General features: G+C 47.7%; 6 protein-coding genes. 5 read left to right on the top strand and 1 reads right to left on the bottom strand.

Features of this window, described 5'->3' with window-relative positions; genetic code table 11:
* Nucleotides 1–505 precede the first annotated feature (505 nt).
* Nucleotides 506–1,078 carry a hypothetical protein gene (locus tag AC6IZ0_RS14745; RefSeq protein ID WP_497723605.1) on the bottom strand — a complete coding sequence of 191 codons (573 nt, stop codon included), beginning with the start codon at nt 1,076–1,078 and terminating at the stop codon, nt 506–508.
* A gap of 19 nt (nt 1,079–1,097) precedes the next feature.
* On the opposite strand from AC6IZ0_RS14745, the gene AC6IZ0_RS14750 reads away from it, so the two are divergent.
* From AC6IZ0_RS14750 to AC6IZ0_RS14770, 5 genes are all read left to right on the top strand, one after another.
* Nucleotides 1,098–1,730 (top strand): hypothetical protein, encoded by a 633-nt coding sequence (locus tag AC6IZ0_RS14750; RefSeq protein ID WP_497723606.1) that lies wholly within the window; start codon nt 1,098–1,100, stop codon nt 1,728–1,730.
* A 361-nt stretch (nt 1,731–2,091) separates the two neighbouring features.
* Entirely contained in the window at nt 2,092–4,815 is a 2,724-nt protein-coding gene (locus AC6IZ0_RS14755) for a beta strand repeat-containing protein (RefSeq protein WP_497723607.1), read from the top strand.
* Nucleotides 4,803–6,494 carry an Ig-like domain-containing protein gene (locus AC6IZ0_RS14760; protein ID WP_497723609.1) on the top strand — a complete coding sequence of 564 codons (1,692 nt, stop codon included), beginning with the start codon at nt 4,803–4,805 and terminating at the stop codon, nt 6,492–6,494. Before AC6IZ0_RS14755 ends, AC6IZ0_RS14760 begins: the two co-directional genes overlap by 13 nt.
* Complete coding sequence (locus tag AC6IZ0_RS14765) at nt 6,451–10,839, top strand: beta strand repeat-containing protein (RefSeq protein ID WP_497723610.1); 4,389 nt, start codon at nt 6,451–6,453, stop codon at nt 10,837–10,839. Before AC6IZ0_RS14760 ends, AC6IZ0_RS14765 begins: the two co-directional genes overlap by 44 nt.
* Before the next feature lie 184 nt (nt 10,840–11,023).
* The gene (locus AC6IZ0_RS14770) at nt 11,024–22,789 is read left to right on the top strand and encodes an Ig-like domain-containing protein (protein WP_497723612.1); all 11,766 of its coding nucleotides are present in this window, start codon (nt 11,024–11,026) and stop codon (nt 22,787–22,789) included.
* The last annotated feature ends 28 nt before the right edge of the window (nt 22,790–22,817 follow it).

Below are 22,817 nucleotides of genomic sequence, written 5' to 3' on the forward strand. Positions count from 1 at the left end.
TTGGCTTCAGATGAACAGGAGAGTATCGAATCTGGCATCGTGGGTAAATAGGATGAAAACCGTTCTAGTAGAGAGCGGACTATCATTTATCTGTGTAAATAATAATTTTTGAATTGCCGTCGTTAACAAAATAGGTTTTAGTTTAAGTTTTATGTTGAAACATACTGTAATCATATATCTACTACTAGTACCATTAACAACAATTTTCGGGTAACTATCTACTACACAGAAAAGCCCACCATAACAATATAACATTATTCTCTCAAAAAAAATAAATTTATGAAATCAGGAACTGATTGATTAAGAGTAGAGTTAATAAAAATACTGCATACCTTGGCAGAAATCTTGTAACAGGATTAACACTGGAATAATAGCAATATTAGTCACAGGAACCTTAGCGGATCACATCAGTTTCTATTTGCATATATAACTTAACTTGTGTGAGGTGTTATGAAACGATTTAATTTGTTTGCTGCTACTTTCGTATGGGGTTATTGTTTGACCTCTATATGTGCGGATTTTGTCCTGAACGGCCAGTTCCCGTCGGCTCTCTGAGTGGGGTAACTCTGCCAGGGAGACCCCCGACTACCACAGTTACGGTAACTCCCAACATCCCCCCGACTACCCCAGTTACGGTAACTCCCAACGTCCCCCCGACTACCCCAGTTACGGTAACTCCCAACATCCCCCCGACTACCCCAGTTACGGTAACTCCCAACGTCCCCCCGACTACCCCAGTTACGGTAACTCCCAACATCCCCCCGACTACCCCAGTTACGGTAACTCCCAACATCCCCCCGACTACCCCAGTTACGGTAACTCCCAACGTCCCCCCGACTACCCCAGTTACGGTAACTCCCAACGTCCCCCCGACTACCCCAGTTACGGTAACTCCCAACGTCCCCCCGACTACCCCAGTTACGGTAACTCCCAACATCCCCCCGACTACCCCAGTTACGGTAACTCCCAACATCCCCCCGACTACCCCAGTTACAGTAACTCCCAACGTCCCCCCGACTACCCCAGTTACGGTAACTCCCAACGTCCCCCCGACTACCCCAGTTACGGTAACTCCCAACGTCCCCCCGACTACCCCAGTGACTCCAATTCAGTTAGGTCAAACCACAGCCGCTCAAGTGGCCAGTGGAGGAGGTGTTACAGTGAGAGGAGAAACCAGAACCTTGTCAATTCCGGCAGCAACGGCTACAGTTAATAATAAAGTCCGCACAATGGTGACATTGGTATCAGTTAATGATCAGCCCTCACAATTTTTCCTAGAGGGTACATCTCGGCAAGTTACCAATGCATCGGCATTTTTAGCAGTAGCTACCGCAGCTGAGTTCAACCCATCTCAAGTTCAGGTCGGTACCAGTATTGCTCTGACTGGGGCTGAATATACTCAGGTAGCAGCGCTGATGAACACCTTACCGGCACTGTTTGTATCCTTATCAAATCAGAAATTTTTACATAAGTTGACAGCAGTAGTTGAAAGTCCGGGTAAACAGGTGAATTTTTCCCAGGGTTTAATCATGAGCAGGGAGGATAACAAATTCCAGGGTGTGCCCATATCCAATGTTGATCGCCAGACACTGAATACAGCAATATTCATATACAACGGAATTCTCGACTCTAGCGATGAGGTTACGGTAGTTGCCCTATCTAAAAACGACGATTTTTTAGCGATTGGTGCTAGTCTACGCCAAATGCGGGCTGCCATCAAAAATTTTTGAGTGAAAATAAAATTAGATAGACTTTTTCAGGTATAATCTATGGCAAAATAATAGTTGTTTAATGATCAAGTATATCGTCAGTGTAATCCTGATTGTTGTATTTGGTTTGGGAGCCTGATCAGTATCTACTGTTTAGTTTTGAGGATTAATCTGGATCAGCTCACAAATTATTCAACTGTTGTCTAGTCAGCACACAGCCCAAAGTATTTATCAGGAGTTCAGTGTGGAATTAACAACATGAAGTAGAGAATTTAGCTATTGACTGTTAATCGTAATGGTCAATGGACTGGGTGGGATATTTTCCCGATAAATTTACGATTATTAATCCGTGATCACCAATCTTAGATAGGAGATTTCCACAGTGGCAAACTTAATTATTACTCCCGTTAGCGTTGATATTGACGATAGTTCCAGTGAGTTTATCCTCAACTACCGTCTCGATAATTTTGGAGATGACGTAGTATCCAGTGTGTCTCTAACGCTGTATTACAACAGTAGTCAAATTACCATCAATACCAATGATATTGAGATTCCGGGAGGTACAGTACCCCGAGTTGGTGGAAGGATAGCATTAAATGATGGGGGGAATGGGGATGGTGATACCAGCACCACACGTTTTATTGCAATAACAATAAATGAGCTAAATGCAGATAGCCAAGCCAGTGTGTTTGCCAGAGTCCCTTTCCAATTGGTTGGTGGTGCATTTGATCCTCAGGTGGGCACAAAAGTTAATTTTGTTGTCACGACAGGAAATGAGAGTATTACAGTCGATCCAATTTCTTCGGTAACGATCGCCAATCTTGCAGTCACTAACCAAACGACAAGTCTCGCTTACAGAACCATCGCCGATGCGATCGCTGCTGCTAATGCAGGGGATACCATTCAAGTAGCATCGGGGACTTACGCAGAATCTTTCACCATTGATAAGGCGATCACCCTCATTGGACCAAATCAGGGTACCGCCGCAACAGCAAGTACCCGGGCAAATGACGCCAGGATTGACGGTAAGGTGACAATAGCAGCGGATAACGTCACCATCAATGGTTTCAGACTCGATCATGCCAATGCTCCTTTAGCCTGGGAAGGAACCCCTGATAACTTTGACCTGCTCAACAGCTCCGTTACTGGGTATACAGCAGCCAATGCTCCTCGTTTCGGAGATGCCAACAACTACAACGGTCCAGCGGTAGTCACGGGATGGAATATCAGTGGTAACTACATTGGTGACATGAGTGGTGAAGGTGCCGGCGGTGCCTTGTATTTAGCTGGGCTGAATAATTCAGACATCAGTAACAACATCTTTGACCGTCCCCAAGCTGCCCACCTTTACCTGTCATCTCTTACCGATGTCAGAATAGAAAACAACACCTTCAACAACGGTGTTAATGACGGTAATCTATACTATTCAGGTTACTGGTTTGAAATCAAAGGAACCAACGACGGCGTATTAATCAAAGGTAATGGCGGCCAGGGTAACAGCGGTGGTATTCAGTTGTGGGGTGAAGGCTCCAGCGACTTTGTCTTTAACAACATCACCATTGAGGGTAACACCTTTGAGAACTTTGAGAATGCTGACCCCGACGGTAGAGGAATTGCAGGGAATAGGTCAGGAACAACCCCTGCGATCGTCGCTAGTGCCAGTGTAGAAAACGGACATTCCGGCAGTAACCTGGTCATCAGAGATAATACCATCACCAAAAATCTGGGGACACTGTTAAATAATACAGATCAGAGCAGAGACCTGCCCCACTTAATAGATATTCGTGGTGCCTTTAACGGTGTGACTATTCAGGGTAATAATCTGGCATATACCGGAGCAACTACCAACAATTTCCCCTTAGCAACTGGGTTGTCACTCACTGGTAGCTTACCAGGTGCTGTAAATGTCAGCAACAACCAATTCTTGGGAGGAGAGGGCACTCGCAACCCTGCTGATTACTATGCTGTTGACTTACAGCCGGTTTTCGTAAATGCGGATAATACCCTTAATGCTGCTAAATACGGCACCTTTGCAGGTAACTTGAACATCACTGGTAATACCATCAGTGATTGGGGGATAGGTGTTGTGCTGCGGAATACACAACCAATTACAACACCCGTTAACATTGCAGGCAACACCTTCAGCAACAATAATTTATCTAACGTCTTTGACGGTATTGCTCCTACCATCACAGCAGGTCAAAGCTTTAGCTACCAAGAAAACCAAGCTCTGGGTTTCGTTGTGGGAACAGTGGCGGCGAGTGATAACTTAAATAATACTGATAACGTTGGTATTAGAGGGTATACCATTGACAGTGGTAACGAAGCTGGATTCTTTAGCATTGACAACAACGGGGTAATTACCCTCACAGCAGCAGGAGTCGCCGCTGCAGCCAATGACTTTGAGACATCACCCAACAGTTTCACCCTGGGAATTACCGCCACGGACGCTACAGGCAATACTTCCCCTGCTACAAATGTCACCATTACAGTCACAGATGTAGATGACACCGCAGTAGCCACCCCTACTATCGACACAATTGCCGGTAATGATCTAGTCAACTTTAGCGAAGCAGATGGAGGCTTTAACATTACAGGTACTGGTATAGCTGGAGCCACAGTCAGCCTGGTATTTGACAGCGGTCGTGTGTTACCAGGTGGCAACACAGTGACTGTAGGTGGTAATGGCACATGGTCAGTGAATGTAAACATTGATGATGTAGATGCTTTTGGCGAGGGAACAGAGGTTATTACTGCCACCCAGAGGCTGAATGGCATTGACAGCCAACCCGTTACCAAACAATTCACAGTCGATACCGTTGAACCCACAGTCAGTATCACCAGCAATGCTCCTGAGATTGCCACTGGTCCTATCAACTACACTTTCACCTTCAGTGAAGAGGTCACGGACTTTACCGCAGATGATATTACAGTCACCAACGGTACTAAGGGAATCTTCACCCCAGTCAGCGGTACTGTCTACACCTTAGCAGTCAACCCCAATGCTAACTTTGAAGGGGAATTGACAGTGGCCGTAGCAGCGGGATCGGGCAAGATACCGCAGGTAACCCCAGCCTTGCACCGCAGACCGATGTGCAAACCGTAGATACTTTGACCCCGGCGGCTCCCACAATTAACCCCATAGCCGCGGATAATATAGTCAACATCGCCGAGGCAAGTGGTTTTGCAATTACCGGGACAGGGGAAGCCGGAGCGACGTTAACACTCAGTTTCAGCACCGATGGTATTGCTGACAAAACAGTACAGGTAGGTGGTAATGGGAATTGGTCAGTACCTGTGACATCTACAGATGTAATCGCCTTTGGTCAAGGGTCAGAAACCATCACCGCTACCCAAACAGACCCAGCAGGCAATACTAGCCCAGCAGTGACTCAGCCATTCACGGTGGATACACTTCGCCCCCCAGTTCCAGTCATTAACGTAATTTCAGGAAATGATATTGTCAACGCCACAGAAACAGCAGGCTTTAACATCACAGGTACAGGGGAAGCCGGAGCGACGTTAACACTCAGCTTCAGTAGCGGTCGCACATTGGCCAGTGGCAATACCTTAGTAGTACCAGCTAATGGGAATTGGTCAGTACCGGTAACCGCAGCAGATGTAACCGCCTTTGGCCAAGGGACAGAAAACATCACCGCTAGCCAAACAGACCCAGCAGGCAATGTCAGCTTGTCCACAAATCGCTCCATTACGGTAGATACGATGGTTCCCCCCGTACCGGTAATTAATACCATTGCGGGAGATGATTTTGTCAACGCCAGCGAAGCAACCAGAGATTTGACCATCCGGGGTACAGGGGAAGCCGGAGCGACATTAACACTCAGTTTCAGCACCGATGGTATTGCTGACAAGACAGTTGATGTACCAGCTAATAATCGTTGGTCGATTCGCTTGACACCACAGGAGATAGCAGCCTTTGGTGAGGGACAAGAGGTGATTACTGCCACTCAAACCGATACCGCAGGCAATACCAGCCCAGCAGCAACCCGTAACCTTACTGTGGATACATTTGCCCCCCCGCCTCCAGTCATTAACATACCTATTGCGGGAGACAACTTTGTTAACGCCACAGAGGCGCAAGCAGGCTTTAACATCACGGGGACTGGTGAACCCGGTGCAACAGTAAGATTGAGTTTTGACAGTAACCGCGTTCTACTAGGTGGCAATACCGCAGTTGTAGGTGCTAATGGCAACTGGTCAATTGCCGTCGTACAGGCAGATGTGACCGCCTTTAGTGAAGGGGCAGAAATCATCACCGCTAGACAAACAGACCCAGCAGGCAATGAGTCTGATCAAGCAGTGCAAGAGTTCACCGTAAGAACTCAGGTACTGATTACTGCAGCCGACTCACCTCAGGACATTGCTGAACTCCTCGAGACAACTTTAGCCGGGTCAGCTAGGGTAAATGCCGCTGGTATGACTGAAGCCCAGTTAGCCTCAGTGGTAGCAAATATTGGTCAGGTTCAGGATGGCGGGATCACTAATCTCAGCCTCAATAATGACAATACCCTAGGGACAGTCAATGGATTGCTGTCAAGCACAACTGTAGCAGGTACGGTTGCTATTGATGCATCCGGTATGGCAAGTGACATATTATCTGCCATTGCCACCAACATTAGTAAGGTCAGCAGCATCACCAACCTTACCCTGAGGGACTCTGACTCCGCCGGCACCATCCGGATTTTGTTGGGCAGTGATGCCGTAGCTTCCACATTAGTGAATGCACAGGGACATCAACTCAGGGCAGCATCAGTCCTTAGCTAACGCCATCGACAAGATTTCTAACCTGACTAACCTCTCCCTGAGCAATTCTGACACTGCATCTCTAATTACCACATTACTAGGCAGCGCTGTAGTTGCATCTGCTGCTGTGAATGCAGCTGGTATGAATAGCGCCAAGCTAACAGCGGTTGCCAACCAAGCGGCTAAGGTGTCAAGTCTCACCAATCTCAGCTTAACTAATGCCAATACTGCAAATGCAGGGGTAATTACCAATTTGCTGAGTGCAGCAGACGACAGTTCTGTTTCCGTTGAGACCCGAAACATGGGAACCGGCAAACTGAGCGCCATTGAAAATAACTTTACGAAGTTTTCCAATGCTGTCATCGGTAACGGTCAAACTTTGACCCTGGCAGCAAATACTGTCAATAACGCCACCATCAACGGCGACGGTACTCTCGCGTTAACTGGGTCGATTGAGTCTGACACATTCTTTACGAATATTAGATCAGGGATTATCAATTTAACCCAGGCTACTTTGGGCTTTAATGGTTTGACCTTGAGAAATTCCTCAGAATATGTCCTTACTCTGTCTCAGACCAGAGACTTAATAGCTAATGGCACAAGCGCTCGTGACCTACTGACCATTGACCTATCAAATGTCGATTTTGACGAGGCTGAAATTTTCCAAGCAGGTTCCGAAACATATGGTCCGTTCATAACTTTATCTGGGCTTCAGGTTAATACTGCAGGGGGAGAAGATGAGGTCAGTTTCAAGTTTCCCGTGTCTGATGACCCTACCTCCCAAAAACTGCTTCTGAGAAATGGCTTCCTTGATCTAGGTCTTGGTTTTGACGACACCATTAGAATTAGTGGTGGCGAGGTTTGGTACACAACGGCAGACTTCGACCCTCGAAATTATGAAAGGGTGATCATTAACTCTGTTGGTAACTTTACTCTTGCTGCCTTCCGTGAGTTATTAGCAGCCGGGTTTGAATTATCTGGTGATGGCGTCTATGTAGTCCGGGGTGGTATTGGAGAGGCTGCCGATCCTAATGATCCTTTCTCCGAGGCAGACCCAGGTGGTGCAATCGATCTCACAGGTATTGGAGAGAACTTTGAAGCAGGTGGAGTGAATTTCCCCACTATTCAATTTGTCGATTTAACCCAAGCAGATATAGACAATGGTTTACTAATTCTGCCCACAGCAACAGATAGACGTGTAGTACTGAAGGTGGGTGATTCAGAAGTCTATAGACCAGATATCATCCTCACAGATATTACAGTTTTTACTGCTCAACAGCTAATTGAGGCTGTGACTGGTGAAAATGCAGGCAACCTGACGAGCATTACTCTGGGTGCGAACAACATCACTCTCTCCCAAAATCTGGGTATTCCTAATACAACAGCACTGAATTTCGCCAACAACACTCTTCTGGTGGGAGATGGTGCAACCCTCACCCTAACTGCAGCACAAGCCAGTGGAGCGGCGATCGCTGGACAAGGTACTGTAGTCGTGACTAACCCCGGCGCTAACCTCACAGCAGACTTAAGTAATATCAACGTCTCTGAGGTGAGATTGGCAGTTGGCGCACCCCTGAATGTGACAGCAGCAACCCTGGCGGAGACTCTCACTTTCGATGTTACTGGCTCTGGTAATTTGACCTTAACAGCGGCTCAGGCTAGCGATCGCTCAATTACCAATGCTGGACAAGTGACAATTACTGGTTTAGGCAGCGATGAGGTTAACCTCAGCGGTATTACCGGTGCTGGTACTGCTACTGCTAATTTAGCCGCAGCGTCCGTGACCTTTGCAGGTGATACCAACCTTGGTAATGTCGCCGTCACACTTGCCAACCAAACCTTGACCTTGAGCGCCGCCCAAGCCAGTGGTAAGAACATCACGGGTACAGGTGCAGTCACAGTCACAGGTTTAGCAGCCGCCACAAACCTCTCAGGTCTGATTCCTGGTTTAAATGTCACAGCCACGGTGACAGTAGCCACAGATATCAGTGCTAACACTAACCTGGGTACAGTGGATGCCTTCCAGGTCGATGCCGGAACCCTAACCTTGAGTGCCGCCCAAGCCAGTGGTAAGAACATCACAGGTACAGGTGCAGTCAGAGTCGCAGGTGTAAACGCCACCACAAACCTCTCAGGTCTGAGTGGTGGTTTAAATGTCACCGCCGTTGTCACAGCAGCCACAGATATTAGTGCTAACACTAACCTGGGTACAGTGGATGCCTTCCAGGTCGATGCCGGAACCCTAACCTTGAGTGCCGCCCAAGCCAGTGGTAAGAACATCACAGGTACAGGTGCAGTCAGAGTCGCAGGTGTAAACGCCACCACAAACCTCTCAGGTCTGAGTGGTGGTTTAAATGTCACCGCTGTCACAGCAGCCACAGACATTAGTGCTAACACTAACCTGGGTACAGTGGATGCCTTCCAGGTCGATGCCGGAACCCTAACCTTGAGTGCCGCCCAAGCCAGTGGTAAGACCATCACAGGTACAGGTGCAGTCAGAGTCGCAGGTGTAAACGCCACCACAAACCTCTCAGGTCTGAGTGCTGGTTTAAATGTCACCGCGATCGTCAAAACCGCCGTAGACTTAACTAACATCGATATCTCTGCGATCGATGCCTTGGAGGTAGAACCTCAACAAACCCTGACGTTGACCGCAACCCAAGCCAGTGGTAAGAGCATTACAGGGAACGGTACTCTCAGCATTGTCGGATTGGCGGACTTACCCACCGCTGACTTCCGCCAGATCGCAAACACTGTTACAGTCATTCTGGATGGAGCAGCAGTTACTATCACTGAGCCTGCTGATACCTTGCTCAATAGAACTGATGCGGCTGCAATTAGCATATCTGGTACTGCAATTGGGGCAGAAGGTCAGACAGTTACAGTTGTCTTTACCGATAGCAACGATAACAATGTACAAAGCACTGCTAGAGTAGCTAATGGTGTTTGGACCGTAACCCCTAACTTGAGTAATTTGGGCGAGGGACTTATTGGTGTTACGGCTACAGCTGAAGATATAGCAGGTAACTCACTATCAGCTGATGCACCAGCATTGTTGATCTTAGACTTTACTCCACCAGTAGCACCGGTCATTAACCCTGTCACAGGGGATAACGCTGTCAACGCCACAGAGGCGGCAGCTGGCTTTAGCATCACAGGTACAGGGGAAGCGGGAGCAACAGTTACCCTGACTCTTGGCGGTACAAACATCGGCACAGCGAATGTTGATGCAGGCGGTAACTGGTCTTTGGATATCGCCCCCGGTCAGCTAAGGGTAGAAGGATCCCTGCAGTTGGTGGCCTCTCAAACCGACGCTGCTGGTAATATCGGACCAGACCAGTCTCAACAACTGTTGATTAGTACCTCAGAGATCGGTGAAACCTTCAAAGTCACGAATTTTGACCAGAACGCCAGTGGCTTTGTCTTAACATTCAATGATGACCTAAATCTCAGTGTCCTTAACCTTTACAGCGGATTAGATGTAGCCAATCCACTCGCACCAGTTACTGATTCACCAGACCTCACCCTCAGAGATGGTACCGGCACTATCATCAAGGGTTCCCTGATTTGGGACGAAGGCAATGCTGACACCCTCACCTTTGTTAAAACAGGTGATATTCTAGCACCCGGTAATTACACCCTCACCCTGGAGAGCCGTAGTGATGGTTTCGTCAGCAGCGGCGATCGCCTACTCGATGGTAATGAAGATGGTTTATCTGGTGGTAACTTTGTGCGCCAATTTACCGTCAATAACCCCACAGCACCAGTCCTCACCTTACCTGACTTTAGCCGTAGACCAGATCAAGACGTAAACATACGTGGGGGGGGTCAATTCAATCCTCTACCCATCCGCATCAGCAATCCCGGCGGCTTAGAAAACATCAGCTTCACCTTGCAATATGACCCAGACCTCCTGGCTATTACCGGAGCAAATGTAGCCGCTGCTGGCTGGACGGGTACTCCTGACCTGAGTACACCAGGACAAGCTCAATTTACTTTGACTGGACCTGCCCTCAATGCTAGTACCGACTTAATCACCTTGAATGCTCAGGTTCGAGATACTGCGACCTACGGTGCTAAAGGTGTGCTGCAAATACTTCCCGGTGCAGGCTTAATAGGAGACAGTGCCGTACAACTGGTGGCATTATTGGGAGACACCACCAGAACTGAAAGGTATTTTGCTGCAGATGCGTCCTTAATTTCTCGCGTCAATGTGGGACTTGATACAGGATTTAGAGCTTTCCCTGTGACCGATCCTCTGATTATAGGAGACGCTACAGGCAACGGAATATTAGACTCCGGCGATGCAACTTCTGTGCGGCGGACATCTGTAAGTCTGCCTAGCCTACTCCCACCATTGGTTTAATACCTGGGGTATTTAAAGATTCAAATGGGGCGGTTTTACCGCCTCTATTTGGTTTAAATTCTCCATGGCTGACGCGACGCGATCCCTATCAGGTGGGGTCATTTTTCAAAAATATAGCGGAACGTATCAAGCCTTCTTTGAGTTCATCTTTAATCAGCCGTTCTGAGTATTTAGGAGAAACTATATGCCGAATATTTTTATTCCAACTGATCTAACAGTTAAAGTAGGGGAAAATATCCAAGTACCGGTTAATATCGATGATGCTAGCGGAGCATTTGCATTCAATTTTACAATCATTTACGATAAGAACTTAGTTGAGTTCATCAACGTTGAGAAAGGTGATTTAACAAGTAATTTTCCCAATTTTTTATCAAATCCTCAGAACGACCGAATTATCGTAGGTATCGATCAGAACGAACCACTTCCTTCAGGAAGTGGTTCAGGTAGCATTGCCATCTTTACCTTTAAAGTTTCTGAAGACGCTTTACCGGGAAATACAAACTTCAGTGTAGTTAACCCAGTATTTAATATTCAGGGACTACCTAATTCAACTGTACCAGTAACCATTACCTCCTTATTCTCTCTTTCCATTGCAGATAATTTAACCAGTAACCCTGGGGAAACAATCACAGTCCCTGTAACCCTCAATGGTGCTACTGGAGTTGACTCCATCAACTTTAGAATCAATTACAACAGCGCCATTACCTTAACTGGGGTCAACCGTGGGGACTTACCACAAGGTTTAACTTTAACACCAAATATCCAGTCAGGCACTGTTAGGGTAGACATTTCGGGGACACAACCCATTACCACAGATAGCATCACCATTGCCGAATTAACTTTTCAGGTACCATCAGGGACTACAGCACAAGAGATTATCTTAGACCTGGTGGAAGGAAGAGTTGGCAAAATCGGATCGGCTCAAGACACTGTTCCGGCACAGTTAATAGATGGACGGTTGACTATTGGAGATACCGTAGTGGATACCATAGCACCCACAGTCACCATTAGCGACAATGTAGAGGGAGTAGCTACAGGGGATATAACCTACACCTTCACCTTCAGTGAAGCAGTGACCGGCTTGACCGCAGAGGAGATTACAGTCACCAACGGTACCAAGGGAACCTTTACAGAAGTCAGTGGTACTGAGTACACCTTAGTCGTTACACCTAATGCTAACTTTGCAGGTGATTTAACAGTAGCGGTAGCAGCGGGAGCCGCCATTGATGGTGCTGGTAACCCCAGTAATGCCGCACAGTCCACCCAAGCAGTGGATACCATTCTTAATGATGAATTCTCTATTACCATTGCAGATAATTTAACCAGTAACCCAGGGCAAACAATCACAGTCCCTGTAACCCTCAATGGTGCTACTGGAGTTGACTCCATCAACTTTAGAATCAATTACAACAGCGCCATTACTTTAACTGGGGTCAACCGTGGGGACTTACCACAAGGTTTAACTTTAACACCAAATATCCAGTCAGGCACTGTTACAGTAGACATTTCTGGCACACAACCCATTACCACAGATAGCATCACTATTGCCGAATTAACTTTTCAGGTACCAGCAGGGACTACATCACAAGAGATTATCTTAGACTTGGTGGAAGGAAGAGTTGGCAGAATCGCATCGGGTCAAGACACTGTTCCGGCACAGTTAATAGATGGACGGTTGACTATTGGAGATACCGTAGTGGATACCATAGCACCCACAGTTACCATTAGCGACAATGTAGAGGGAATAGCTACAGGAGACATAACCTACACCTTCACCTTCAGTGAAGCAGTGACCGGCTTGACCGCAGAGGAGATTACAGTCACCAATGGTACCAAGGGAACCTTTACAGAAGTCAGTGGTACTGAGTACACCTTAGTCGTTACACCTAATGCTAACTTTGCAGGTGATTTAACAGTAGCGGTAGCAGCGGGAGCCGCCATTGATGGTGCTGGTAACCCCAGTAATGCCGCACAGTCCACCCAAGCAGTGGATACCATAGCACCCACAGTTACCATTAGCGACAATGTAGAGGGAATAGCTACAGGAGACATAACCTACACCTTCACCTTCAGTGAAGCAGTGACCGGCTTGACCGCAGAGGAGATTACAGTCACCAATGGTACCAAGGGAACCTTTACAGAAGTCAGTGGTACTGAGTACACCTTAGTCGTTACACCTAATGCTAACTTTGCCGGTGATTTAACAGTAGCGGTAGCAGCGGGAGCCGCCATTGATGCTGCTGGTAACCCCAGTAATGCCGCACAGTCCACCCAAGCAGTGGATACCATAGCACCCACAGTTACCATTAGCGACAATGTAGAGGGAATAGCTACAGGAGACATAACCTACACCTTCACCTTCAGTGAAGCAGTGACCGGCTTGACCGCAGAGGAGATTACAGTCACCAATGGTACCAAGGGAACCTTTACAGAAGTCAGTGGTACTGAGTACACCTTAGTCGTTACACCTAATGCTAACTTTGCCGGTGATTTAACAGTAGCGGTAGCAGCGGGAGCCGCCATTGATGCTGCTGGTAACCCCAGTAATGCCGCACAGTCCACCCAAGCAGTGGATACCATAGCACCCACAGTTACCATTAGCGACAATGTAGAGGGAATAGCTACAGGAGACATAACCTACACCTTCACCTTCAGTGAAGCAGTGACCGGCTTGACCGCAGAGGAGATTACAGTCACCAATGGTACCAAGGGAACCTTTACAGAAGTCAGTGGTACTGAGTACACCTTAGTCGTTACACCTAATGCTAACTTTGCCGGTGATTTAACAGTAGCGGTAGCAGCGGGAGCCGCCATTGATGCTGCTGGTAACCCCAGTAATGCCGCACAGTCCACCCAAGCAGTGGATACCATAGCACCCACAGTCACCATTAGCGACAATGTAGAGGGAATAGCTACAGGAGACATAACCTACACCTTCACCTTCAGTGAAGCAGTGACCGGATTGACCGCAGAGGAGATTACAGTCACCAACGGTATCAAGGGAACCTTTACAGAAGTCAGTGGTACTGAGTACACCTTAGTCGTTACACCTAATGCTAACTTTGCAGGTGATTTAACAGTAGCGGTAGCAGCGGGAGCCGCCATTGATGGTGCTGGTAACCCCAGTAATGCCGCACAGTCCACCCAAGCAGTGGATACCATAGCACCCACAGTCACCATTAGCGACAATGTAGAGGGAGTAGCTACAGGGGATATAACCTACACCTTCACCTTCAGTGAAGCAGTGACCGGCTTGACCGCAGAGGAGATTACAGTCACCAACGGTACAAAGGGAACCTTTACAGAAGTCAGTGGTACTGAGTACACCTTAGTCGTTACACCTAATGCTAACTTTGCAGGTGATTTAACAGTAGCGGTAGCAGCGGGAGCCGCCATTGATGGTGCTGGTAACCCCAGTAATGCCGCACAGTCCACCCAAGCAGTGGATACCATAGCACCCACAGTCACCATTAGCGACAATGTAGAGGGAGTAGCTACAGGAGACATAACCTACACCTTCACCTTCAGTGAAGCAGTGACCGGCTTGACCGCAGAGGAGATTACAGTCACCAATGGTACCAAGGGAACCTTTACAGAAGTCAGTGGTACTGAGTACACCTTAGTCGTTACACCTAATGCTAACTTTGCCGGTGATTTAATAGTAGCGGTAGCAGCGGGAGCCGCCATTGATGGTGCTGGTAACCCCAGTAATGCCGCACAGTCCACCCAAGCAGTGGATACCATAGCACCCACTTTCATTGCGATCGCCCCCACTAATGCAACAAGGGCTGAAGGTAACGAAGGTACTACCCCCTTCACTTTCACAGTTACCCGTAGTGGAGATATCACAGGTACAAGCACTGCTAACTGGGAGGTTACAGGTACAGGTGCTAACGCCGCCGACTTTGGCGGAAACCTCCCCACAGGTACAGTCACCTTTGCATCTGGGGAAAGATCTCAAGTAATTACAGTCAATGTCAGTGGTGACAGCGCAGTTGAACTAGATGAGAGCTTTACCGTTACTTTGTCTGATGCTACTAACGCCACCATTAGCACAGCTACTGCAACCGGGACAATTCTCAATGATGACTTCTCTATTACCATTGCAGATAATTTAACCAGTAACCCAGGGGAAACAATCACAGTCCCTGTAACTCTCAATGGTGCTACTGGAGTTGACTCCATCAACTTTACAATCAACTACAACAGCGCCATTACTTTAACTGGGGTCAACAGTGGGGAGTTACCACAAGGGTTTACTTTAACACCAAATATCCAGTCAGGCACTGTTACAGTAGACATTTCTGGCACACAACCCATTACCACAGATAGCATCACTATTGCCGAATTAACTTTTCAGGTACCAGCAGGGACTACATCACAAGAGATTATCTTAGACTTGGTGGAAGGAAGAGTTGGCAGAATCGCATCGGGTCAAGACACTGTTCCGGCACAGTTAATAGATGGACGGTTGACTATTGTAGATGTAGATGAAAGCGCCCCTGTTATCACCCCCAGTCAAACCTTCACCTACCCAGAAAACCAAGCAGAAAACTTTATCGTCGGAACCGTAGCAGCTACCGATGACGTAGCTGTTACAGGGTACACCATAGTCAGTGGAAACGACGATGGATTCTTCACCATTAACAACAGTGGCGAAATTACCCTGACAGCAGCAGGAATCGCCGCTGCAGCCAACGATTTTGAAACATTACCAAATAGTTTCACACTGGGAATTACAGCTACAGACGCGGCGGGGAATACTTCCACCGCTACAGATGTCACCATTACAGTTACAGATGTAGATGAAAGCGCCCCTGTTATCACCCCCAGTCAAACCTTCACCTACCCAGAAAACCAAGCAGAAAACTTTATCGTCGGAACCGTAGCAGCTACCGATGACGTAGCTGTTACAGGGTACACCATAGTCAGTGGAAACGACGATGGATTCTTCACCATTAACAACAGTGGCGAAATTACCCTGACAGCAGCAGGAATCGCCGCTGCAGCCAACGATTTTGAAACATTACCAAATAGTTTCACACTGGGAATTACAGCTACAGACGCGGCGGGGAATACTTCCACCGCTACAGATGTCACCATTACAGTTACAGATGTAGATGAAAGCGCCCCTGTTATCACCCCCAGTCAAACCTTCACCTACCCAGAAAACCAAGCAGCAGGTTACCAAGTAGGAACCGTAGCAGCTACCGATGACGTAGCTGTTACAGGGTACACCATAGTCAGTGGAAACGACGATGGATTCTTCACCATTAACAACAGTGGCGAAATTACCCTGACAGCAGCAGGAATCGCCGCTGCAGCCAACGATTTTGAAACATTACCAAATAGTTTCACCCTGGGAATTACAGCTACAGACGCGGACGGGAATACTTCCACCGCTACAGATGTCACCATTACAGTTACAGATGTAGATGAAAGCGCCCCTGTTATCACCCCCAGTCAAACCTTCACCTACCCAGAAAACCAAGCAGAAAACTTTATCGTCGGAACCGTAGCAGCTACCGATGACGTAGCTGTTACAGGGTACACCATAGTCAGTGGAAACGACGATGGATTCTTCACCATTAACAACAGTGGCGAAATTACCCTGACAGCAGCAGGAATCGCCGCTGCAGCCAACGATTTTGAAACATTACCAAATAGTTTCACACTGGGAATTACAGCTACAGACGCGGCGGGGAATACTTCCACCGCTACAGATGTCACCATTACAGTTACAGATGTAGATGAAAGCGCCCCTGTTATCACCCCCAGTCAAACCTTCACCTACCCAGAAAACCAAGCAGAAAACTTTATCGTCGGAACCGTAGCAGCTACCGATGACGTAGCTGTTACAGGGTACACCATAGTCAGTGGAAACGACGATGGATTCTTCACCATTAACAACAGTGGCGAAATTACCCTGACAGCAGCAGGAATCGCCGCTGCAGCCAACGATTTTGAAACATTACCAAATAGTTTCACACTGGGAATTACAGCTACAGACGCGGCGGGGAATACTTCCACCGCTACAGATGTCACCATTACAGTTACAGATGTAGATGAAAGCGCCCCTGTTATCACCCCCAGTCAAACCTTCACCTACCCAGAAAACCAAGCAGAAAACTTTATCGTCGGAACCGTAGCAGCTACCGATGACGTAGCTGTTACAGGGTACACCATAGTCAGTGGAAACGACGATGGATTCTTCACCATTAACAACAGTGGCGAAATTACCCTGACAGCAGCAGGAATCGCCGCTGCAGCCAACGATTTTGAAACATTACCAAATAGTTTCACACTGGGAATTACAGCTACAGACGCGGCGGGGAATACTTCCACCGCTACAGATGTCACCATTACAGTTACAGATGTAGATGAAAGCGCCCCTGTTATCACCCCCAGTCAAACCTTCACCTACCCAGAAAACCAAGCAGAAAACTTTATCGTCGGAACCGTAGCAGCTACCGATGACGTAGCTGTTACAGGGTACACCATAGTCAGTGGAAACGACGATGGATTCTTCACCATTAACAACAGTGGCGAAATTACCCTGACAGCAGCAGGAATCGCCGCTGCAGCCAACGATTTTGAAACATTACCAAATAGTTTCACACTGGGAATTACAGCTACAGACGCGGCGGGGAATACTTCCACCGCTACAGATGTCACCATTACAGTTACAGATGTAGATGAAAGCGCCCCTGTTATCACCCCCAGTCAAACCTTCACCTACCCAGAAAACCAAGCAGAAAACTTTATCGTCGGAACCGTAGCAGCTACCGATGACGTAGCTGTTACAGGGTACACCATAGTCAGTGGAAACGACGATGGATTCTTCACCATTAACAACAGTGGCGAAATTACCCTGACAGCAGCAGGAATCGCCGCTGCAGCCAACGATTTTGAAACATTACCAAATAGTTTCACCCTGGGAATTACAGCTACAGACGCGGACGGGAATACTTCCACCGCTACAGATGTCACCATTACAGTTACAGATGTAGATGAAAGCGCCCCTGTTATCACCCCCAGTCAAACCTTCACCTACCCAGAAAACCAAGCAGAAAACTTTATCGTCGGAACCGTAGCAGCTACCGATGACGTAGCTGTTACAGGGTACACCATAGTCAGTGGAAACGACGATGGATTCTTCACCATTAACAACAGTGGCGAAATTACCCTGACAGCAGCAGGAATCGCCGCTGCAGCCAACGATTTTGAAACATTACCAAATAGTTTCACCCTGGGAATTACAGCTACAGACGCGGACGGGAATACTTCCACCGCTACAGATGTCACCATTACAGTTACAGATGTAGATGAAAGCGCCCCTGTTATCACCCCCAGTCAAACCTTCACCTACCCAGAAAACCAAGCAGCAGGTTACCAAGTAGGAACCGTAGCAGCTACCGATGACGTAGCTGTTACAGGGTACACCATAGTCAGTGGAAACGACGATGGATTCTTCACCATTAACAACAGTGGCGAAATTACCCTGACAGCAGCAGGAATCGCCGCTGCAGCCAACGATTTTGAAACATTACCAAATAGTTTCACCCTGGGAATTACAGCTACAGACGCGGACGGGAATACTTCCACCGCTACAGATGTCACCATTACAGTTACAGATGTAGATGAAAGCGCCCCTGTTATCACCCCCAGTCAAACCTTCACCTACCCAGAAAACCAAGCAGAAAACTTTATCGTCGGAACCGTAGCAGCTACCGATGACGTAGCTGTTACAGGGTACACCATAGTCAGTGGAAACGACGATGGATTCTTCACCATTAACAACAGTGGCGAAATTACCCTGACAGCAGCAGGAATCGCCGCTGCAGCCAACGATTTTGAAACATTACCAAATAGTTTCACCCTGGGAATTACAGCTACAGACGCGGACGGGAATACTTCCACCGCTACAGATGTCACCATTACAGTTACAGATGTAGATGAAAGCGCCCCTGTTATCACCCCCAGTCAAACCTTCACCTACCCAGAAAACCAAGCAGAAAACTTTATCGTCGGAACCGTAGCAGCTACCGATGACGTAGCTGTTACAGGGTACACCATAGTCAGTGGAAACGACGATGGATTCTTCACCATTAACAACAGTGGCGAAATTACCCTGACAGCAGCAGGAATCGCCGCTGCAGCCAACGATTTTGAAACATTACCAAATAGTTTCACACTGGGAATTACAGCTACAGACGCGGACGGGAATACTTCCACCGCTACAGATGTCACCATTACAGTTACAGATGTAGATGAAAGCGCCCCTGTTATCACCCCCAGTCAAACCTTCACCTACCCAGAAAACCAAGCAGAAAACTTTATCGTCGGAACCGTAGCAGCTACCGATGACGTAGCTGTTACAGGGTACACCATAGTCAGTGGAAACGACGATGGATTCTTCACCATTAACAACAGTGGCGAAATTACCCTGACAGCAGCAGGAATCGCCGCTGCAGCCAACGATTTTGAAACATTACCAAATAGTTTCACACTGGGAATTACAGCTACAGACGCGGCGGGGAATACTTCCACCGCTACAGATGTCACCATTACAGTTACAGATGTAGATGAAAGCGCCCCTGTTATCACCCCCAGTCAAACCTTCACCTACCCAGAAAACCAAGCAGAAAACTTTATCGTCGGAACCGTAGCAGCTACCGATGACGTAGCTGTTACAGGGTACACCATAGTCAGTGGAAACGACGATGGATTCTTCACCATTAACAACACTGGCGAAATTACCCTGACAGCAGCAGGAATCGCCGCTGCAGCCAACGACTTTGAAACATTACCAAACAGTTTCACACTGGGAATTACAGCTACAGACGCGGCGGGGAATACTTCCACTGCTACAGATGTCACCATTACAGTTACAGATGTAGATGATGATGATGTTCTCCCCAGCCTAGCGATCGCCCCCACTAATGCAACAAGGGCTGAAGGTAACTCAGGTACTACCCCCTTCACTTTCACAGTTACCCGTAGTGGAGATATCACAGGTACAAGCACTGCTAACTGGGAGGTTACAGGTACAGGTGCTAACGCCGCCGACTTTGGCGGAAACCTCCCCACAGGTACAGTCACCTTTGCATCTGGGGAAAGATCTCAAGTAATTACAGTCAATGTCAGTGGTGACAGCGCAGTTGAACTAGATGAAAGTTTTACCGTTACCTTGTCTAACCCCAGTAACGCCACCATTACCACGGCTACCGCTACCGGGACAATTCTCAATGATGACTTCTCTATTGCTATTGCAAATGATTTAACCAGTAACCCAGGGGAAACAATCACAGTCCCTGTAACCCTCAATGGTGCTACTGGAGTTGACTCCATCAACTTTAGAATCAATTACAACAGCGCCATTACTTTAACTGGGGTCAACAGTGGGGAGTTACCACAAGGGTTTACTTTAACACCAAATATCCAGTCAGGCACTGTTACAGTAGACATTTCTGGCACACAACCCATCACCACAGGTAGTATCACTATTGCCGAATTAACTTTTCAGGTACCAGCAGGGACTACATCACAAGAGATTATCTTAGACTTGGTGGAAGGAAGAGTTGGCAGAATCGCATCGGGTCAAGACACTGTTCCGGCACAGTTAATAGATGGACGGTTGACTATTGTAGATGTAGATGAAAGCGCCCCTGTTATCACCCCCAGTCAAACCTTCACCTACCCAGAAAACCAAGCAGAAAACTTTATCGTCGGAACCGTAGCAGCTACCGATGACGTAGCTGTTACAGGGTACACCATAGTCAGTGGAAACGACGATGGATTCTTCACCATTAACAACACTGGCGAAATTACCCTGACAGCAGCAGGAATCGCCGCTGCAGCCAACGACTTTGAAACATTACCAAACAGTTTCACCCTGGGAATTACCGCTACAGACGCGGCGGGGAATACTTCGACCGCTACAGATGTCACCATTACAGTTACAGATGTAGATGATGATGATGTTCTCCCCAGCCTAGCGATCGCCCCCACTAATGCAACAAGGGCTGAAGGTAACTCAGGTACTACCCCCTTCACTTTCAAAGTTACCCGTAGTGGAGATAATATCACAGGTACAAGCACTGCTAACTGGGAGGTTACAGGTACAGGTGCTAACGCTGCCGACTTTGGCGGAAACCTCCCCACAGGTACAGTCACCTTTGCAGCAGGGGTTGAATCTCAAATCATTACAGTCAATGTCAGTGGTGATACGGTAGTTGAACCCAATGAAACCTTTAGGGTTACTTTGTCAGAGGCTACTAATGCCACTATTACCACTGCTACTGCTACGGGAACTATTTTCGATGACGATACAATTTTGCTATCGCCAACGCTGAATCAGGGGTTAATTATTGAAGAAGAGCTGCGACAAACAGAGGATATTGATGCTATTCTTGGGCGACTACGGGCTGCTATTCCGGAAGCTCAGTTATATGTACCACCGTTGTCATTTACAGTTCGACCTCTAAGTGGGAATGAGTTCCCTGAGATAGTTCGGATAGAAGTGGACTTTGCCGAACGCCCCCCAGGCACACCTGACTATTTTGGTGTAGCCAAACAGGATGAAAATGGTAATTTCTTCCGCTTGACACTTAACCCTGCTGAGGGGGAAGTGGGGGCGATACTGCGAGACAGAGATGGTAATGATCGCATTGATGGGGCAACTCTGTTCTTAAAAGACAGGACTAGTGCAGATCAAACCATACAGGAAACGGGAGACTTAGATACAAGACAGGGCGTGATTACTGATCCCGTTCTTCCGCTGGCGCGAGATACTGATCCACCCACAGTCGTAATCACAGATGATGAACCAGGGGTGGCTAACATTGCCGGGGGTGACATCACCTATACCTTTACCTTCAGTGAAGCAGTGACCGGATTGACCGCAGAGGAGATTACAGTCACCAACGGTATCAAGGGAACCTTTACAGAAGTCAGTGGTACTGAGTACACCTTAGTCGTTACACCTAATGCTAACTTTGAAGGTGATCTAAAAGTGGCTGTAGCAGAGGGAGCCGCCATTGATGGTGCTGGTAACCCCAGCCTTGCCTCCGAAGAATCAGTACAGCGAGTTGATACCCTAGCACCCACAGTCAAAATTACCAGGGTTGGTGAAGAAAATGATATCCCTGTACTAGGTACAGTTGTAGTAGGTACAGCAGAACCAGGTAGTGGTGATGTCACCATCAAGTACGGCATTGAAGAAGATAGTGAAGTTCTTGCTACAGCCCCGGTGGATGAAAATGGCAACTTCACCTACAGCCTGACAGAAAAGGACATCACCATCATTGGAAACAGAGATAAAAGCATCATAGCCACCCAAACAGATGCAGCCGGCAATATTGGTACATTCACCTTCCCCTTAAAGGGAGATCCCACCGCTGGCCTATTTACACAGACTAGCAGCGGATTTGTCTTGACATTCGATGCTGACCTAAATCTCAGTGTCCTTAACCTTTACAGGGGATTAGATGTAGCCGATTTACCAGACATCACCCTCACAGATGGTGACGGAAATATCATCAATGGCTCACTGATTTGGGATGAAACTGCTAAGACCCTCACCTTTGTTAAGACTGGTGATATCCTAGAACCGGGTAGTTACACCCTGACCCTGGAGAGCCGCCCAGATGGCTTGGTCTATACTAACGGTGAGTTAATCGAAGATGGTGATGGTACCCCCGATGGTCAATTTAAATGGGAATTTACGGTGGAGAGTCAGACAGCACCAGTCCTGAGCTTACCTGACTTTAGCCGCGCACCGGGTCAAGGTGTAGATGTTCCCGCGGGGGATAACCTCATTGGTCTACCCATCCGGATAAGTAACCCCAACGGTGTTGATAATATTAGCTTCACCTTGGAATATGACCGAGACCTCCTGGCTATTACCGGAGCAAATGTAGCCGCTGCTGGTCTGGACGAGTACTCCTGACCTGAGTACACCAGGACGAGCTCAATTT

Source organism: Anabaenopsis sp. NIES-4685 (assembly GCF_059725405.1).

Bases quoted from the DNA above. Each gene is read 5' to 3' on its own strand.
- AC6IZ0_RS14765 (WP_497723610.1), top strand. From the start codon at position 6,451: ATGCACAGGGACATCAACTCAGGGCAGCATCAGTCCTTAGCTAACGCC.
- AC6IZ0_RS14770 (WP_497723612.1), top strand. From the start codon at position 11,024: ATGCCGAATATTTTTATTCCAACTGATCTAACAGTTAAAGTAGGGGAA.